Below are 18866 nucleotides of genomic sequence, written 5' to 3' on the forward strand. Positions count from 1 at the left end.
TACAAATAAATATGCTTCTATATATTTTTATTAGTATATCTCACATTTACATATTCAACTTTGCACTATCTTAATGTTAACACACTAGAACTCATCACAATGACGAATGCAAATAAAAATATCGAGGGCATCGAACTTGTCACTTTTTCTTCATAAAACTGACATCTTTCTTTCATATTAATCCCCAATATCCCTAGAACTGTAAAACAATAAAAAAAACCTTCTTGATATGACTACCTACGGTTAATATACCGCTCGTCGATTTTGCTGTAATGATTATTCACCATTAAAAGGGATTGCATGGAAAAGTTTTTCGAAAAAACAATGTATGCTTCACGCTGGATTTTAGCGCCAATTTATTTCGGGCTTTCACTGACACTGTTGGCATTAACTATTAAGTTCTTTCAAGAACTGTTCCATATTTTGCCGAATATTTTAGCAATACCAGAGGCAGATCTCATCCTCACATTGCTCTCATTAATTGATATGGCATTAGTCGGTGGGTTATTAGTGATGGTGATGTTTTCAGGATATGAAAACTTTGTCTCCCAAATGGATATCCCAGAAGAAAGTGAAAAGTTAGGTTGGCTAGGTAAAATGGATGCCTCGTCACTGAAGAATAAAGTGGCTGCATCTATTGTCGCAATTTCATCAATTCACTTATTGAAAATTTTTATGGACTTAAAAAGCGTTTCGAACGATAAACTAATGTGGTATGTGATCATTCATTTAACCTTTGTTTTATCTGCTTTTGTCATGGGCTATTTAGATAAAATGACTAAAAAATAGCAACATGACCGCCTATAGCTACAGCTCTGATTAAAACTAATTTAATAGCCTATTTTATCAATAATAGGCTATTAAACGCCCCCTCTAACGCATCTTTAACACACTGAATACTCGCCATTTATGCTATCCTAACCACCTACTTGCCTATTGATTATAAGGAATATTTTAATGAGCGAGCACTTTGTCGGTAAATATGAAGCTGAAATTAAATTTCGGTTACCAAACCCTGAGAGTTTTCTACAAAAAATAAAAGCCGACCAAGCTGAGCCATTTACTGAAAATAATTCAGAAACTGATTATTTCTATGACAGTGAAAATTCGCCACTTGCAGCGAATAATATTAGCATGTGTGTTCGTGAGATGGTTCCGTCAGGGATTAAGTTATGGATAGTCAAGGGCCCAGGTTCTTCCGAATGTAAAGCAATTAATATTGATAACTGCCAACATGTGCAAAATATGTTAGTAACACTAGGTTATCACTGTAGTTTGGTGACAACAAAAGTTCGTAGTATTTACTTCCTGAATGATGTTCATATCACCATAGACCATCTTGCTGGCATCGGTTGGTTTGCCGAATTCGCTATCATGACGGACGATAGTCGTTTACTCAAACACTTATATAACAAATTATTAAGTGTTGCGATGACATATGGTTTCACGGAAGCGATGATTGAAAAGCGTAGCTATAAACAAATGTTCTTAGAAACACAAACCCAATAAAGAAGCCAATCACCTTAAAGCCTATTGCTAAGGTGATTGGCTGAGTGTGCACTGATTATTGACCACTAAGGATGCGAGCTGGGTCTAATTTGCTTGCTCGGCGAGCTGGGTACCAACTTGCCACCAAACTTAAAATAATCGTTGTGATTAAAACATAGACCACATCCATCATATGCAATTCAGAAGGCAGAAAATCGATAAAGTAAACATCTCCAGATAGAATTGGGTGACCGACTACTTTTTCTATCCCTTTGATTATAGTTGTTAAATTTAAGGATATCGTTATACCTAATACAACACCAATCAAAGAGCCAACTAAGCCACCTAATAACCCATACCATAAGAAAATAGCACGGATTTGCCCATCCTTAGCCCCTAGCGTCCGTAGTACAGCAATATCACTGCTTTTATCTTTAACTGCCATCACAAGAGTCGATACAATATTAAAGCATGCAACGCCAATCACTAGGATCATAGCTAAGTACATAATACTTCTAACCATTTGAATATCATTGTACATATAGCCGTAATCACCAATCCAGCTTTTAACGATGACATGATGCATTGTCTTTAACCCAGCATCATAAACCACCTTATCGGCGATAAAAGGATCTGTTGCTTTAATTTCGAAACCTGTCACGCCATCACCGTAATCAAGGTATTCTTGAGCATCCGCAAGCGGCACTAAAGCAAGTTGGTGATCCAATAAACCACTAAGCTTAAACACCCCCGTTACCTGAACACGAATACGTTTAGGCTGTTGGATTTTCAAACTTTCATCCGTATTGGGGATCATGATTGTAACCCAGTCCCCTTCCTTAACATTCAATGCATTAGCAACGCCTTGCCCCAAAATAATGGATTGTTTCCCTGCTTCAAAATGCTCCCATGCATCGTTAAGGATAAACTGTGGCAATGCACTAACTTGCGATTGCGTTTCGCGAGAAACTCCCATCACTTGGATTGCTTTTAAATTCGCCCCCCGCTCAAGCAACCCTGTAAAATTGATGTATGGGCTCACGGCTTCCACACCTGGGGTTTTGCGAATGACTTGTTCAGCAAAATCTAAATCTTTATAAGGGGGCTTTACTGCATATATCTGGCCATGTGGGACCACAGATAGCACACGGTTATTTAATTCGCGCTCAAAACCATTCATGGCACTCAAGCCGATGACTAAAACAGCAACGCCAAGCACAATACCCAATGTCGACACTATCGACACCAAAGAAACCAACCCCGTCCGACGGCGACCACGACTAAAGCGTAACGCTGTTAATAATGTAAGAGGCATTTTAAACATTACCGAGCCCCCAAGGTAACTTCCTGTTGTAAGTGCCCGTCACGCATTTCCAATTGGCGGGATAAACGGCGCGCCAATGTCATATCATGAGTGACAACTAAAAAAGCAGTACGTTGTGTACGATTTAGCTCCCCCAATAACTCAAAAATGGCATCTGCGTTACGTAAATCAAGATTCCCCGTTGGTTCATCAGCTAATACTAAAGCGGGCTCATTAACCAACGCTCTGGCGATTGCCACCCGTTGACGCTCCCCCCCTGATAACTCAGAAGGCCTATGCCCTGCACGATGTGCCAAACCTACCGCTTCTAACATTTCTGTCGCTTTAGTCAATGCCAATTCTTTTGCAGCACCACCAATTAACAGTGGCATAGCCACATTTTCAAGAGCCGTAAAGTCAGGTAGTAGGTGGTGGAACTGATAAATAAAGCCTAAATCCTTATTTCGAATAGCAGCGCGTTCATCAGAAGACAATTGATTAATATGCTGCCCACGAAAAATTACATTCCCTTCAGATGGCGTATCTAAACCACCAAGTAAATGTAATAAGGTACTTTTACCAGACCCGGAGCTCCCCACAATGGCCATCATTTCGCCAAGCCCCATAGAAAAGCTGACATTTTTTAGCACTTGCGTAGACAATGCCCCTTCTTGATAGGTTTTATTTAAATTTTCACAGACAAGAAGTGGTTGTTTATTCATAACGTAAAGCCTCAGCAGGTTGGACCGCTGCTGCACGCCAAGAAGGATAAAGCGTCGCAAGCAGTGAAATCAGCATCGCACTTAGTGCAATAATTAAAATACCTGAGTAATCAAGTACAATCGGTAGAGATACACCTTTTGGTAATAAACCAATCAGTGGCATGATAAAATTTAACTGACTAGACAATAGTGTACCAAGTACCGTCCCCACTAATGAGCCAATCACCCCTGCGCCTGCGCCTTGGATCATAAAGATGGCTAAAATACGCCAGCGTTTTAGACCGAGGGTTTTTAATATTGCAACTTCACCTTGTTTTTCCATCACCAGAAGTGATAACGAAGTGATAATATTAAAAGCTGCCACCGCAATAATTAGGCTAAGTAGTAAACCCATCATATTTTTTTCCATGCGTACAGCTTGAAAAAACTCCCCTTTGCGTTCTCGCCAATCCGTCCATACCAACCCGCTAGGCAATGCTTGCTTACTTAGTTCATCCACTTTTAAAGGTTCATCTAAATACAAACGCCACCCAGTAATACGACCAGCTGGATAACGCAACATACGTGCTGCATCTTGCTGCGCAACAATCAATTCACTGGTATCCGCTTCGCCATTGGTTTGGAAAATACCTGCGACGTTAAACAAACGCTGACTTGGAATACGCCCCATTGGCGTTAACTGGCTCACACCCGGAATGATTAAACGGACTTCATCCCCCCGCTTAACTCCTAAATTTTCCGCCAGTTTATTCCCCAAAAACACATTGTAGCTACCTGCTTTTAGGTCCTCTCGTTGGCCACTAATCAGTTTGTCTAATAGCAAAGAAGGTTCTGTTGGTTCGATTCCCCCCATCATTCCAACACCAACATTGGTGCGGCTTTGTAGTACGACATCAGATTGTACAATGGGAGCTATGTGGTTAACCCCTTTTAAATTCTGTAAGGCCTTTATGGGGTGTTGGGCTGGGTCGATATTTCCAGATGCTGAGGTTAAAATTGCCTGCGGCATATAAGCAAGTATGCTATCTTGTAGCGATCGCTCGAAACCATTCATCACTGATGTAACCGTAATTAATGCCGTAACGCCCAGTGTGATGCCGATTGCTGACAAACTGGAAACAAAGCGCCCGAATTTATCGGCAGCGCGTCCACGTAAATAGCGTAGACCTATAAATAATGAGACAGATTGGTGCATGAAGTCTATGATGCCCCTGTTGCCAAAGCGAAGTGTTCAGCGATAATAAAGGGTACGATTGATGAATGGAACCACTCACGGGTATTTTTTCTTATTTGAGTGCCTTTTTGTCTGACTTTCAGACAAATTACGAGTTAAAACCGATTGTATTATTGTGAATTTTATTGTTTAACTATCTATTGGTTAATTTAAGTATTAATCATAAAAAAACTGGCTATCATTATATTGAATTTTGTTTAATTGCTTAACTAATCGCTGTGAGATACCAAAGATTTCTATGTCGTCAAAATTTCGTTATGAACTCCCTAGTCGTAGTGGCGATGTCCGCCATTTAGGTTGCCTTATCGGGGCGGCTGGTGCGCTTGAATGTGGAGAAATGATCCAACGTCATCAAGGGCCTGTTGTTATTGTCACTCGTGATATGCAAAATACTTTGCGCTTACGTGATGAAATTCAACAGTTTACACATCACCCTATTGAAACCCTTTCTGATTGGGAAACATTGCCTTATGACAATTTCTCCCCACATCAAGAAATCATTTCTCATCGTTTATCAACACTATACCGCTTACCATCTATGCAAAAAGGCGCATTAATCCTTCCGGTTAATACGCTTATGCAGAAAGTTTGTCCCCCTGATTTTTTAACTAGCCATGCATTGGTCATGGCAAAAGGCGATAAACTTTCCCGTGATAATTTACGTGCCGAATTAGACAAAGCAGGCTATCGCCATGTTGAGCAAGTTCTAGAGCATGGCGAATATGCAACTCGTGGGGCGTTATTAGATTTATTCCCAATGGGCAGTACATTACCATTTCGTATTGATTTCTTTGATGATGAAATTGATAGTTTGCGAACTTTTGACGTTGACTCACAACGAACACTTGAGGAAGTTAGCCATATCAATCTCCTCCCTGCTCACGAGTTTCCAACAGATAAAGACGCAATTGAACGTTTCCGTAGCCAGTGGCGGGAACGCTTTGACGTTCGCCGTGACCCAGAGCACATTTACCAGCAAGTCAGTAAAAATACGTTACCAACTGGTATCGAATATTGGCAGCCTTTATTTTTTTCACAGCCTCTGCCCTCGTTATTTGATTATTTACCGTCATCTAGTTTATTGGTTTCACAAAATCTACAAGAAGCCGCAGAACGCTTTCAACTCGATACGTTGCAACGTTACGATAGCCGTAGGGTTGACCCAATGCGGCCATTACTCCCCCCTACAGACTTATGGTTAACCGTTGAACAGCTCAACCAATCATTAAAACAATGGCCTCGTGTTCAATTATCCGCTGAATCTTTAGCTCCCAAAGCTGCTAATACGAATTTAGACTATTTACCGCTACCGGACATCAGTACTCAAGGCCAAAGCAAGACCCCTTTAGACAAACTTCGTCAATTCACGGAACAGTTTGATGGCAAGATCATCTTTTCTGTGGAAAGTGAAGGTCGCCGTGAAACAGTCACGGAACTGTTAGCTCGCTTGAAAATTCGCCCTGAAATTATTGATCATTACGCAAGTCACATTGATAGCCGTTTTGCTATTACTATCGGCGAAGCTGAGCATGGTTTTATTCAAGTCGATGCCCATAAAGCGTTGATATGCGAAAGCGACCTGTTAGGTGAACGCGTTGTTCGTCGTCGTACTGATAACCGCCGAACAATTAATACCGATACACTGATCCGTAACTTAGCTGAATTACGTCCGGGGCAACCCGTCGTCCATATTGAACACGGCGTTGGTCGCTATCAAGGGTTAATCACCCTAGAAGCCGGTGGCATTAAAGCAGAATACTTAATCTTAACTTATGCAGGTGAAGATAAACTCTATGTTCCGGTCTCGTCACTGCATTTAATTAGCCGCTATGCAGGTGGTGCGGATGAAAATGCGCCATTACATAAGCTAGGCAGTGATAGCTGGGGACGTGCCCGCCAAAAAGCGGCTGAAAAAGTACGTGATGTTGCAGCAGAGCTGCTGGATATTTACGCACAGCGTGCAGCCAAAGCGGGCTTTGCCTTCAAACATGATAAAGAACAGTACCAAGAGTTTTGCCAAGGTTTTCCTTTCGAAACAACCCCTGACCAAGAGATGGCAATTAATGCTGTACTCAGTGATATGTGCCAACCATTAGCTATGGATAGGTTGGTATGCGGTGATGTTGGGTTCGGTAAAACCGAGGTGGCTATGCGTGCAGCATTCCTAGCTATCAACAATAATAAGCAGGTAGCTGTTTTAGTTCCAACCACCTTACTTGCACAACAGCATTATGATAATTTCAAAGACCGATTCGCCAATTGGCCTGTGCGTATAGAAATGTTGTCTCGCTTTAAAACGGCGAAAGAGCAGCAACAGATTATTGCTGAGACTGCAGAAGGCAAAGTTGATATTTTAATTGGTACTCATAAACTGCTACAAAGTGATTTAGTATGGAAAGATTTGGGCTTATTGGTAGTAGATGAAGAGCACCGCTTTGGCGTCCGTCATAAAGAACGAATAAAAGCTATGCGTGCAGACGTTGATATTTTAACACTTACAGCAACTCCTATTCCTCGGACACTGAATATGGCAATGAGTGGTATGCGCGATCTATCCATTATCGCCACGCCGCCAGCACGCCGTTTAGCTGTAAAAACCTTTGTTCGCCAATATGACGAGCTCGTGGTACGTGAAGCCATTTTGCGTGAAACACTACGTGGGGGCCAAGTTTACTACTTATACAATGATGTTGAAAATATTGAAAAAGCCAAAGCGCGCCTTGAAGAACTAGTCCCTGAGGCTCGTTTCGTTGTTGGTCATGGCCAAATGCGGGAGCGGGAATTAGAACGGGTGATGACCGACTTCCATCATCAACGTTTTAATGTTTTGATATGTACGACTATTATCGAAACGGGTATCGATATTCCTACTGCAAATACCATTATCATTGAACGAGCTGACCATTTTGGGTTAGCACAATTGCATCAATTACGTGGTCGAGTCGGCCGGTCACACCACCAAGCTTATGCTTACTTACTCACACCGCATCCTAAAGCAATGACAACAGATGCCCACAAGCGTCTCGAAGCCATTTCTTCACTTGAAGATTTAGGGGCTGGGTTCGCACTTGCGACTCATGATTTAGAAATTCGAGGTGCAGGAGAATTACTTGGCGAAGACCAAAGCGGGCAGATGACAACTGTTGGCTTTACCTTATATATGGAACTGTTAGAAAGCGCGGTCGAGGCCCTAAAAGAAGGGCGTGAACCTTCACTGGAAGACTTAACTAGCCAACAAACTGAAGTTGAGCTACGGATGCCGGTTCTTTTGCCTGACGATTATATACACGATGTAAATATGCGACTGTCTTTTTATAAACGGATAGCCAGTGCAAAAGATAATCAAGAATTAAACGAATTACGTACCGAGTTAATTGACCGTTTTGGCACCCTCCCTGATGCAGGCAAGTTCCTTTTAACGTCTGCTGCAATTCGTTTGCAAGCTCAAGCTTTAGGTATTAAGCGCATTGAAGCCCATGAGAAAGGGGGTTTTATTGAGTTTAGTGAGAAAAATAAAGTCGAACCGGGCTTCTTGATCAGCTTGTTACAAAATCAACCACAAACTTATCGCTTAGAGGGTCCCGTCCGACTGAAGTTTTTCCATGATTTAGCGGAAAGGACAACTCGGCTTGAGTTTATAAAACAACTATTAACCAGTTTTGAAGAACACCAATTAACCTAAAAAAACTCAAGGTGTAAAAATGTTACAGGCAATCAATTAAGATTGCCTGTAATAGAATATTCAAATTGGTTAAACCTATTCCATAAAACCAAAAGTATTTTGGTTTGGTTGCAATTCTAATATTGCAGACGGGTTTCCAGTAATTGGTAAATTATTTGGTTGTAAACAATAAAATGGCAATAAGCTTTTGACATCACTGCGGATTGTTTCGCATACAGAAGCTGATGATGTCAAAACCAAACGCCCCTCCTCATTTAACGGAATAAACATAGAAGGTGCATAGGAAGTTCTCACTTTCCCCACTGTTTTACCAATTTGGTAGACAACATCATAGCCAACCACAACTAATTCCATTTTTTGCGCTGATACACAGGTTGGGTCACGCTCATAAAACAAGGATGGGAACCCCTTACCTTGTAGCGCTTCTATCATAAAGACCATTTTACATTCGCTTTGCGCAGGGTGAAAACGAGAAAGTGATTGTTGGTCAAAAGTACCTAAAACCCCAGTTACCGTACAATTTTGGTACTCAACAAGCCGGTTAGATTTGATAGGCTCAACCGATAATACGGTTGCTAATTTAATTTCAGGCTCACGCGTGAAGATAACAACTAACAATACAATAAGGCATGCCACTATAGCTGCTAATAACAACTTAAATTTTAGCTTCATAGTACAATCCTTATTAAATTAATACTGACCTATTGTAACGGCTACTCAAGATAATTCGATGCATTACATGCATTAGATATATTTTTTAGATTTATCCGAAATTATAATTGTTAAATTTTACTTAATATAAGATTTAAATTAATTAAATGTGAGGTTTAATATCCATGATATGACTCAGCGATAAATAAAATAGGTTAAATTAACTATATTAATCAATACATTATAGTTTATTGATTTCTAAATTTTCTGAGTTATACCAATATATTTACAACATACATCTTTCATCAATAAAAAATGTTACCGTAACTGATTATAATATGAGCTCAATATATGGTTTTAAACTCATCTTTATTATCCGTATAAAGTAACTTAGACCTCTATAAGTAATGCCTGTAATATAATCGATCACCAACCAACTAAAATTGATCTAAATAGTTTTTATTACAAATATTAACGTTACTAAATAAAAATACTCTCATATACGATATCAATATGATTCTTTTATCATTGATTTTATTGATTAATTTAACCACATTAAAAAATAATGCACCTAATCAAATTAATAACTAGGTGCATAAAATTTGATGAAGATCAATTAGATATGTTAACAAATCGCGGCTAGTGTAATTTCAACTTGGGTCGTATAATTCGGTTAATACTCCCTACTAACATCATTAAGCCCGTTTTGATATAACCATGTAAAGCTATCTGGTGCATACGATACAAAGAAATATACACAAAACGTGCAATACGCCCTTCGACCATCATATCTCCACGCATCAAATTCCCCATCAAACTGCCCACGGTACTAAAGCGTGATAGTGAGACTAATGAGCCATGGTCTTTATAAACATAATCTTTTAATGGTTTTTCTTTCATCATGGCTAAAATATTGTCATAACAACGACTTGCCATTTGATGTGCAGACTGCGCCCTTGGCGGTACAAAGCCCCCTTCAGGTTTAGCACATGAGGCGCAATCGCCAATCGCAAAAATCATATCATCGCGTGTAGTTTGCAACGTAGGCTTAACTACCAGTTGATTTATACGATTTGTTTCTAAACCTGCGATGTCTTTCATGAAATCCGGCGCTTTGATGCCAGCAGCCCAAACCATTAGATCAGCAAATACTTTGCCGTCTTGTTTAGTATTCAAACCATCAGCATCAGCGCTAGTGACCATAGTTTTAGTCAATACATTGACACCAAGCTTGTTTAACTCCTGATGCGCAGCGCTAGAGATCCGCGGAGGTAAAGCAGGTAAAATACGCTCCCCAGCCTCAATCAGAGTAACATTGAGAGCATCGGTATCTAGCCCTTTAAACCCATAACTAGTGAGTTGCTCAACCGCATTATATAATTCAGCGGATAGCTCAACACCTGTAGCCCCGCCCCCAACTATGGCAATATTCACTTTTTCTTCTGCATTATCACGTACAGAATAGCGTAAGAACAGGTTTAGCATTTCATCATGAAAGCGATGAGCCTGCTGTGGATTATCTAAGAAAATACAATGTTCTTTCACACCTGGGGTACCAAAATCATTCGACTTACTTCCCAGTGCCATCACTAAAATATCATATTCAAGCTCACGTAAAGGAACTAATAATTCACCATGTTTATCATATAGCTCACCAAGCACTATTTTTTTATTATCACGGTCAATATTAGTCAATGAACCTAACTGGAAATTAAATGCATTATGGCGCGCATGGGCAAGATAGCTAATCGCATCAACCCCATCATCCAATGAACCAGTAGCAACTTCATGTAACAATGGCTTCCATAAATGGCTTGGATTACGGTCAACGAGTGTGATATGTGCTCGTTTTTTCCGGCCTAATTTGCGCCCTAAACGTGTTGCCAGTTCCAAACCACCGGCACCACCTCCGACGACGATGATTTTTGGTTGAGATAAGGTCATAAATCCCTCGAAACAAAATATATTAATGTTATCTAAGCACTTTTATGATAAAAAACTTAGATAACATTAATTAGCCATGCCTTACACTATGAATGAAATAGAATAACATGACTGGGTAATTGGTAATACCAAATATTGATCCATATCAATTTAGTTGATTATTATGACAACCATCACATTCGTCAAATCATTTTTAACGAGGAATGAATCGAATCAGCTTGAGATCGTTCAAACAGTTAAGTTCACAACGAATTAACGATAATGAGAATTATTATCTCATTGTTTTTGATATAGACGCTACCGTTAATTGTTAACCCAAAGAAAAAGGGTTGAGATAAATGCTGAAACAAAGAAAAAACCCGAAGAGATTAAACACTTCGGGTTTTTAGTTGTTATATCGTTCGATTTAACTAGTTAATTTTTTTGATACGTACATCAGTTGGGACTGAAACTGGTGAGTTATCTTTAAAATAATGCATCAATGCTTCGTTATCAGGCACACTGTAAACACGGTCTTTACCTTGATTAAACGCGCTGAATCGGCTACCACCCGTTGCTAAAAACTCATTGGCTGCAACTCGATAGCTTTTTTTCATGTCTAACGGTTTACCATTTAACTTCATTGATTTTTGAATGACTTTATCACCAACAGGTCGGCTATCATCCCATTCGTAATAAAAACCTTTAGAAACAGGCATTACTTGTGGACGCGCACGATCCCATTGTTGTTCTAACGCCTGTTTGATTTGCTCACCCGTTAAAGATTGAGTCACGACAACATTTGAGAATGGTTGAACAGTAAAAATATCACCATAGGTCAGTTCACCGGCTTTCAGATCAGCACGAATACCACCACTATTCATAAAGGCGATTTGCGCACCACCAGCTTCTTTACTTGAAGCGGCATAGAGTTGACCATCAGCGATAATTTTACCTAATGTAGAGTCACCCGCTGGCAATAATTTTTTGTCTGAACTCTCCGTCAAAGTTCCCATCACTTGTTGTGAAATAGGTAACGCAATTTGTTCATATCTTTGAACAAAAGTCGTTAACTCTGGATTTTTCTCATAACGTTTTGTTTCAACAGGAATATTTTTCGCATTGATGCTAACAATATCTTTTGTATTTCTATCAATTTCAATATTTAACTGAGAAAGCAATGCGCCATTTGATTGTGCAGAAATCACGGTTTTACCATTGATTTCACAATTGTACGCTTGATGCGTATGACCACTGACCACAAAGTCTACAGCGCCATCTAGTTGGTTTACAATATCAACAATTGGGCCTTTGATATTATCACAACGGTTAATATCTTTAACTTTCGTATCAACTTGCTGTGTCGCCCCTTCATGGATCAGAACACCGATGCTATTAATACCTTGTGCCTTCAATAGCTTCACTTGGTTATTAATAGTTTCAACTTCGTTTTTAAACTCTAATCCAGCGGTACCGCTTGGCGTTACAATAGCAGGTGTGCCTTCTAAAGTTAGGCCAATAAACGCCATTGGAATACCATCAAATTCTTTAATGAAATATGATGGGAACAGAGTTTCACCTGTTTCTTTTACAATAACGTTAGCCGCTAAATAGTTAAAATCGGCACCTGCAAATGAGTCTTTACCAACACAACCCGCGGTTGGATGACAGCCACCATTTTGCTTTCTTAATAGCTCTTCTTTGCCTTTGTCAAACTCATGGTTACCAACTGCACTGGTTTCCATGCCTATTGCACTTAATGCTTCAATAGTAGGCTCATCATAGAACATCGATGACAATAATGGGCTTGCACCAACTAAATCCCCTGCACCAACAACAATAGTTTTATCATTCTGCGCTCTTAACTGGTTTACTAAGGTGGCGATTGATTCTATTCCACCTAACTTACCATCTCCTGGCGCTTTTAGTGCGCCATGGAAATCATTGATACCAATGACCTGAACTTTAACCGTATCCGATGTTTTTTGAGCACAACCGGCCAGTAAAGCACCTGAAATTAACAGTGTGAGTAGCCCAATTTTATGTTTCATTTATCTTACCTTTTATTGTAAATTTCACTCTGCTGGCAACTACATTTTGAACCGATAAGTGGTTGTCATTGAACCAGATAAGGAGTGCGCACGGCGTGAATGGCCATCATATAGCTTAGGCGTTGTATAATCGTTCTCTTGGCGGTGATGCCAACCTAAACCTCCGCTCAATGACACGGATAGGTTTTCAGTTGGTTTCCAATAGCTGAACAGACCCAATTGACCTTGTTTTAACCTTTCACCTTCATATTTAAATTCTGAGTAATTGGTACGAGCACCAACAGAAAGCTCTTTACTTACACGATATTCGGCAGCCATCGCGACCATAGTTTCCCCATCACGAACGTAATCGATATCCGCATAAGCTGGCGAGTTAAAACGACCACGCGTATTACCAATTGGGTTACGTGCGAATTGACCGACACCATTTGCTTTTTTTGCTTGAGTGTAAGTTAAACCAGCGCGGAGTGTCCAAGGTGATTCTGGAATACGCCAGTCAGCGGTTCCTGCATAGTGCCATGCTCGTTTGTCGAAATTACGCTTACCGATAGCATCATTTTTTTCGGTGCGCTTACCATCACTACCATATTCATGATTGTAAATTTGCGTTCCGAGCGTAACATCTGAAGTTAACTTATATTTAGCTTCGAGACCTTGCTGACGAAATAAATCATCTGCCTGCCCATAGAAATAGTGAACAGTCAATGGCTTAGTATTGTAATTAATACCACCAGTGATCACATGATTAACCTTATGTCGTTTCCCATTAGCATCAGTAAAATACATAGCATCAATATTTGGACTATCACGACGCATTACTTTTTTGTCGAGATAGAGTAAATCTAGGCTCCAGTCATCAATTGCTGTATTGGTGTAATAACCGCTATAACTGTTTAATGAAAGGCGTTGTGAATTAGTAAAAATACCTTTGTTTTTCAGTGTGAACCAACCCGCTTTACCGTGGAATTGAACAGGGTCAAGGTCGAATTTTACTTTCGCATAACGTTGTCCGATTTTGTTATAGCCTTTAGCGTGACCATCGTCGTTATATAAAATTGCACGGGAGGCGAAGTCTTTACTTGCACCGAGTTTAATACCACCATAGTAAGAAGCATCAAACCCGATTACGTCAGCAAAATAACCTGATTTGAAATCAGCTTGGAAGTTTTGACCCCAAGCGTTAGCAACTTGTTTTCTATAGCGTTGCTCATTTTTATCAAAACGATTTTCGGTTTTTAAGTACTTCCACATGTTACGAGTTGACAGTTCTAACTCAGAATCCGCAATAAATGAATTTTCTTTAATTGTGTTTTCCCAATTGCTGGCATTTGCCATTGCGACTGCTAAACAGCAAGGAGAAAGCATTAATAGCGCAATATTTTTAACTTTCATTGAAATTAACCTAGTTAATGATTATTTGAATTAATTTTATGCTGCCTCATGTAACCATGAACAACAAAACACCATTTTTATTTTTAGCTTAATAAAACAACTTTACTTAAAGTCAAACTGATACATCCCTTTCAAACACATAAGTCAATTTTTAAAATAAAAAATTCAATACAGATATTTCACTGCATTAGTGTTTACTTAATTACCATAAATAAGGCGTTCTACTTATAGTAAAGACCTAATAGCCTTTAATAATTCACTACCATTACTTTACTCAAATTCCGCGTTAATTTTAGTTAAGAAACAATATTTCAGATATTATTTAAACAAGCGTTAATACACACGCCACTATATGTTGTGCTTCTATTTTCTTATTTAATAGGCAGAGTCATAGTCTGAGAAATTCTTATCTCAATCAAAGGAACATTATTTAACTTAAAACGCCACCATCCAGTTTATTGTTATTTTTATAATCGATTAGTTATTGCTCTAAATTGTCATAAAAAATTCATAATGTGGATGCTAACGTAATTTTACGTCAATTAAAACGATCACTGTCACAACACGTTACATAAGTTGCATTATTTAAACCAACTAATAGTGATTAAGATCACACTTGTTTTAGTATTTATTTATCACTGTAAGCATTACTGACAATAAAGATGAGGGGACATTTGATAGCGCAGTACACCGTGAATAGTTAAAAAAAAGACATTGTCCTTAAATAACCTTTAGATACTGATTAAAAAAAACTCATATGCATAGATTTTTTTAATACTTGTATAATTAATTTACTGTTAATTTATCTAGACATGAAAAATTTGAATGAAACTGTTTTTTTATACATTAAAATTAATGTTAATAATATTACAAAAAAGATAAGAGTATTTAAGCATTAGGGTTAATCGATTTTATTTAGCTATCCACTAATTTAAATTTATCTTAACTTTTATCATTAATAGCTATTATCACTTTCTTTTTACTTATAGGCGCTCTCACCAAAAGAAAGTGATACATAAGACAAATATCTGGCTGTTTATATTGAAAAAACACCTAGCAATATCAATATATGTATCCATTACAAATAAACTATGGATTATTATTTTGAGTTGACCTTTAAAAGACTACAGCTTAAATGAATAGAATAATTAATTATTTTTTTGAATGTAACCATTATGCTAGATAATTTACCATCACATTTTTAATATAATAATATGATGATTTAATCATTATATTAATAACGTTACGGGTAACTTTCAAAGTGGTTATACTTCCCTTTCATACTACTTATACGTCGTTATTTTTCACTTCAATGCGTATTTATGCAAAATAGCCGGTAAATAGTTTAATTTACCGGCTATATTTTATTCACCTTAATGTTATTGACGGTGTGCTTGCCATCTTTGGTGTAAATCCACTAATTGCCGATGACTTTCTTGCCAACGAGCCAACCCTTGTAACTCGGTCAAACTGTATTGACGGCCACTGTGATATAACTTAGAGGCTTGGCTATCATGCTGTTTAGGTAAGTTATCAAGTACACTTACCGCACCTTCGCGGTTATTGCACACCAAAACCATATCACACCCAGCATTTAAAGACGCTTGTACTCTTTCTGGATAGCTCCCCATAATTGCTGCCCCTTCCATCGATAAATCATCAGAGAAAATGACACCATTAAAACCAAGCTGTTCCCGTAGCACTGATTTTAACCAAAATGGCGAACCACTCGCAGGGCGTTCATCAGCTTGAGTGTAAATGACATGCGCTGGCATAATTGCATCAAGTAATTCACGTTGGATAAAATCTTTAAAAATCGACATATCTTTACCTCGGATAGTTTCCAATGTACGGTCATCACGAGGTGTTTCTTTATGCGAATCAGCTTTAACTGCACCATGCCCAGGGAAATGTTTCCCTGTTGTCTTCATCCCCGCACTGTGCATTCCTTTAATAAAACGTTCTGCCATCATCATTGCCATTTCAGGATCTTTATGGAACGAACGCTCCCCAATCGCGATACTTTGATGGCCAAGATCCAACACTGGGGCAAAACTAATGTCAATATCCATCGCTATCATTTCTGCTGCCATTAACCACCCCGCTTCTTGTGCCAACTTAGCACCGTCCATAGGGTTATTTAGCTCAGCAAAAGCCTGTGCCGAAGGTAGCGCGGTAAAACCATCACGAAAGCGTTGTACTCGCCCACCTTCTTGGTCAACAGCAACCAGCAGACGGTGCCTTGACGCATCACGTATTTGGCGCACAAGCTCTCGTAATTGTGCAGCATCATGAAAGTTACGGGTAAATAAAATCAAGCCCCCCACTAATGGGTGAGCCAATATTTCGCGCTCTTCGTTATCTAATTCATAACTTTGAACATCCAGCATTATCGGACCCATAACATGCCTCACTTATTTAACTAAATCAAAAATTATTCGTTGATAACTTTATTATCAACCCAACAAACCGAAGTAGTGGCGTAATGACTGCGAGTGTACCTCCAGCATTATCGGACCCATAACATGCCTCACTTATTTAACTAAATCAAAAATTATTCGTTGATAACTTTATTATCAACCCAACAAACCGAAGTAGTGGCGTAATGACTGCGAGTGTACCAAAAAATGCGATAATTGACTTTTATTCCACTGCACTTCATACCACATTAACGTCATATATTTTACCCATGGTTCCCATAACTGGCAGTGCTGAGCTAATTGTTGTTTATCCCGATAAGCACTTTGCACATCACAGTATTGCATGAGAAAAAAATGACGCTGTTTATCTGTCAGACTATTAAATTGAAAATAGGTTTCTAACGAAAATGCAATATCAGTATTTGCGGCATATTCCCAATCCAATAGCATTAACTCCCCTGTATGAGTACTAATGATATTTTTAGGATGAACATCCATATGTGCAGGGGCCAACTTCAACGTTTTTGGCAATGCAGTAGAGAGGAAATGACGATGTAGTTTTTTCCAACGTGGTGACAAACGTTTGGTATCAACCAAATAACCATAATGCGCAATTTCATCGCGCAGTTGCAAGCGGTAGCCGAATAGTGCGCTGCAATGTAATTGTGCAAGCGTATTTGCTAGTTGGCATTGAAAATCAGCGGATAAAAATGTGGATGGGCCCGGATGCAAGCCTTCACACCACGCCAACAATAACCATTGAGCGTTATAACCAACGACAGTCGGTGCAAATGTGTATGGTTGCAATTGTCTTAATATACGCGCTTCTTTCCGGCGATCCACATATAGACAAGACTGAGTCTCACCATTAGCACGAGCCACTAATTGAAGTGTGCGATTAGACTGCATACACTGCAATAAATAACTCCCGCCTGACAACCCTGTTAACGGCGTTATTTCCCAGTGACTTGATTTAATCTCTGGGAAATAGGTAGATAACAGCGTAATAAGTGACTGTCTGTTAATCAATACTGTGCTTTCCAGTCCAAATAATTTCGCCTGTTTGCACTTCCATTAGTTGCATTTCAAGGCTCTTATCTTTATTTGAACCTGACATAACACTGTAAATCACATAATCAGCTTGTACATAACGCCCTAGACCAATCGCCTTACTACGCGTCACTAAGCTATCTTCTTGTGATAAACCTAATGTTTTACGTGCAGAACTTACCACACTTTGAGGGACTACTTTGAAACGATTGGTATTTTCAACTGCGCTAGCCATTGTTGATGTAATAGTCTGTACAGGCAATGAGCCATTCGTATTGTTTTTCACTGAATCAACTAATAACACTTTGCCACTTTCCACTCCATCCGCAGCAACCATTTGGCCAACCAAAGGTGTTATCGATGCAGCCCAATCAGTTGTTTGCTGTTTTGGCGGTGTCGGAACGACATCCGTTGGCGGTGGTGTCACTTCTGGTGGTTGATCCGGCTCAACAGGAACAATCGGTGGTTGTGTTCCCGGCTGTTGAGGTGGGTATGATGGGCAACCTGCTAAGATTAAAGCTGCTACCGCAACCATTAAGATCCGTTTCATTGTTTTTCTCCAGCCTTAGGTGATAAAAACACATGGACACGCACATTGCTAGCGCGTGATGAGGAGGTCATGGCTTGAATAGTTTCTGTTGAATTCGCTGCAATTTGCTGATGTAAGATACTCGAAGTATCCACCTTCAACCCTTGTTTATCGTACCAATATAAACGATACGCAATCTCTACGGCATCAGGCTGCAAATTACTCATACTAAGCGTGGCAACAGTTTGGTGGTTTTCAACACTAATCACGGGGGACTCAACAATGACCCCTTGGGCTAAAACTGCTGGTTCCATAATAACGCGCTGCTGCTCATTAAAAACTAACCCTTGAGGTTTGTTATTTAAACAGCCAGTTAATAACACAGCCATCAGCCCAAGTATTACTATGCGGTTCATTGTAT

The 18866-nt window shown here is 39.3% G+C and carries 14 protein-coding genes; 3 read left to right on the top strand and 11 right to left on the bottom strand.

Annotated elements, in window-relative coordinates; all coding sequences use genetic code 11:
* Nucleotides 1–300: 300 nt before the first annotated feature.
* Nucleotides 301–789 (top strand): TIGR00645 family protein, encoded by a 489-nt coding sequence (locus P3L56_RS12125; protein WP_042843464.1) that lies wholly within the window; start codon nt 301–303, stop codon nt 787–789.
* Nucleotides 790–957: 168 nt separating this feature from the next.
* Nucleotides 958–1509 carry a class IV adenylate cyclase gene (locus tag P3L56_RS12130; protein ID WP_198860714.1) on the top strand — a complete coding sequence of 184 codons (552 nt, stop codon included), beginning with the start codon at nt 958–960 and terminating at the stop codon, nt 1507–1509.
* A 55-nt stretch (nt 1510–1564) separates the two neighbouring features.
* Here P3L56_RS12130 and lolE read toward each other — a convergent pair whose 3' ends face one another.
* The 3 genes from lolE to lolC are packed head-to-tail and all read right to left on the bottom strand — an operon-like array spanning nt 1565 to nt 4708.
* Nucleotides 1565–2812: a lipoprotein-releasing ABC transporter permease subunit LolE gene (lolE, locus tag P3L56_RS12135; protein ID WP_042843462.1), complete on the bottom strand. Its 1248-nt coding sequence runs from the start codon at nt 2810–2812 to the stop codon at nt 1565–1567.
* Complete coding sequence (gene lolD / locus P3L56_RS12140; RefSeq protein ID WP_042843461.1) at nt 2812–3513, bottom strand: lipoprotein-releasing ABC transporter ATP-binding protein LolD; 702 nt, start codon at nt 3511–3513, stop codon at nt 2812–2814. Before lolD ends, lolE begins: the two co-directional genes overlap by 1 nt.
* Nucleotides 3506–4708, bottom strand: coding sequence for a lipoprotein-releasing ABC transporter permease subunit LolC (gene lolC, locus P3L56_RS12145; protein WP_071548157.1), 1203 nt, complete (start codon nt 4706–4708; stop codon nt 3506–3508). The genes lolD and lolC overlap by 8 nt, the downstream gene beginning before the upstream one ends.
* A gap of 277 nt (nt 4709–4985) precedes the next feature.
* Between lolC and mfd the strand changes: the two genes are divergently transcribed.
* On the top strand, nt 4986–8429 hold the full coding sequence (gene mfd / locus P3L56_RS12150) for a transcription-repair coupling factor (RefSeq protein ID WP_272686051.1): 3444 nt from the start codon (nt 4986–4988) through the stop codon (nt 8427–8429).
* Nucleotides 8430–8504: 75 nt separating this feature from the next.
* Here mfd and umoD read toward each other — a convergent pair whose 3' ends face one another.
* The 8 genes from umoD to P3L56_RS12190 all read right to left on the bottom strand — a co-directional run bounded on the left by umoD (nt 8505) and on the right by P3L56_RS12190 (nt 18861).
* The gene (gene umoD / locus P3L56_RS12155) at nt 8505–9101 is read right to left on the bottom strand and encodes a UmoD family flagellar biogenesis regulator (protein ID WP_042843457.1); all 597 of its coding nucleotides are present in this window, start codon (nt 9099–9101) and stop codon (nt 8505–8507) included.
* Nucleotides 9102–9719: 618 nt separating this feature from the next.
* Nucleotides 9720–11024: an NAD(P)/FAD-dependent oxidoreductase gene (locus P3L56_RS12160; protein ID WP_042843456.1), complete on the bottom strand. Its 1305-nt coding sequence runs from the start codon at nt 11022–11024 to the stop codon at nt 9720–9722.
* A gap of 410 nt (nt 11025–11434) precedes the next feature.
* Nucleotides 11435–13054, bottom strand: coding sequence for a bifunctional metallophosphatase/5'-nucleotidase (locus P3L56_RS12165; protein WP_129466064.1), 1620 nt, complete (start codon nt 13052–13054; stop codon nt 11435–11437).
* Nucleotides 13055–13093: 39 nt separating this feature from the next.
* Nucleotides 13094–14446, bottom strand: coding sequence for an OprD family outer membrane porin (locus P3L56_RS12170; protein ID WP_042843454.1), 1353 nt, complete (start codon nt 14444–14446; stop codon nt 13094–13096).
* A 1379-nt stretch (nt 14447–15825) separates the two neighbouring features.
* Nucleotides 15826–16848, bottom strand: a complete 1023-nt coding sequence (nagZ, locus tag P3L56_RS12175; protein ID WP_210831371.1) for a beta-N-acetylhexosaminidase — start codon at nt 16846–16848, stop codon at nt 15826–15828.
* A gap of 174 nt (nt 16849–17022) precedes the next feature.
* Nucleotides 17023–17895, bottom strand: a complete 873-nt coding sequence (locus tag P3L56_RS12180; protein WP_166685752.1) for a phosphotransferase — start codon at nt 17893–17895, stop codon at nt 17023–17025.
* Nucleotides 17888–18466 (bottom strand): penicillin-binding protein activator LpoB, encoded by a 579-nt coding sequence (lpoB, locus tag P3L56_RS12185; RefSeq protein WP_042843451.1) that lies wholly within the window; start codon nt 18464–18466, stop codon nt 17888–17890. Before lpoB ends, P3L56_RS12180 begins: the two co-directional genes overlap by 8 nt.
* The gene (locus P3L56_RS12190) at nt 18463–18861 is read right to left on the bottom strand and encodes a YcfL family protein (protein ID WP_042843449.1); all 399 of its coding nucleotides are present in this window, start codon (nt 18859–18861) and stop codon (nt 18463–18465) included. Before P3L56_RS12190 ends, lpoB begins: the two co-directional genes overlap by 4 nt.
* Between the last annotated feature and the right edge of the window lie 5 nt (nt 18862–18866).

The sequence above is a fragment of the Providencia sp. PROV024 genome, assembly GCF_032709665.1.
In the GTDB taxonomy this organism is placed as follows: Bacteria; Pseudomonadota; Gammaproteobacteria; order Enterobacterales; family Enterobacteriaceae; genus Providencia; species Providencia huashanensis.

What these genes read in the sequence shown, in the direction of transcription:
- P3L56_RS12170 (WP_042843454.1), bottom strand. Translation starts at nt 14,446, where the DNA reads ATGAAAGTTAAAAATATTGCGCTATTAATGCTTTCTCCTTGCTGTTTA.
- lolC (WP_071548157.1), bottom strand. Translation starts at nt 4,708, where the DNA reads ATGCACCAATCTGTCTCATTATTTATAGGTCTACGCTATTTACGTGGA.
- umoD (WP_042843457.1), bottom strand. Translation starts at nt 9,101, where the DNA reads ATGAAGCTAAAATTTAAGTTGTTATTAGCAGCTATAGTGGCATGCCTT.
- lolD (WP_042843461.1), bottom strand. Translation starts at nt 3,513, where the DNA reads ATGAATAAACAACCACTTCTTGTCTGTGAAAATTTAAATAAAACCTAT.
- P3L56_RS12125 (WP_042843464.1), top strand. Translation starts at nt 301, where the DNA reads ATGGAAAAGTTTTTCGAAAAAACAATGTATGCTTCACGCTGGATTTTA.
- lpoB (WP_042843451.1), bottom strand. Translation starts at nt 18,466, where the DNA reads ATGAAACGGATCTTAATGGTTGCGGTAGCAGCTTTAATCTTAGCAGGT.
- mfd (WP_272686051.1), top strand. Translation starts at nt 4,986, where the DNA reads ATGTCGTCAAAATTTCGTTATGAACTCCCTAGTCGTAGTGGCGATGTC.
- P3L56_RS12130 (WP_198860714.1), top strand. Translation starts at nt 958, where the DNA reads ATGAGCGAGCACTTTGTCGGTAAATATGAAGCTGAAATTAAATTTCGG.
- P3L56_RS12190 (WP_042843449.1), bottom strand. Translation starts at nt 18,861, where the DNA reads ATGAACCGCATAGTAATACTTGGGCTGATGGCTGTGTTATTAACTGGC.
- lolE (WP_042843462.1), bottom strand. Translation starts at nt 2,812, where the DNA reads ATGTTTAAAATGCCTCTTACATTATTAACAGCGTTACGCTTTAGTCGT.
- P3L56_RS12165 (WP_129466064.1), bottom strand. Translation starts at nt 13,054, where the DNA reads ATGAAACATAAAATTGGGCTACTCACACTGTTAATTTCAGGTGCTTTA.
- nagZ (WP_210831371.1), bottom strand. Translation starts at nt 16,848, where the DNA reads ATGGGTCCGATAATGCTGGATGTTCAAAGTTATGAATTAGATAACGAA.
- P3L56_RS12160 (WP_042843456.1), bottom strand. Translation starts at nt 11,024, where the DNA reads ATGACCTTATCTCAACCAAAAATCATCGTCGTCGGAGGTGGTGCCGGT.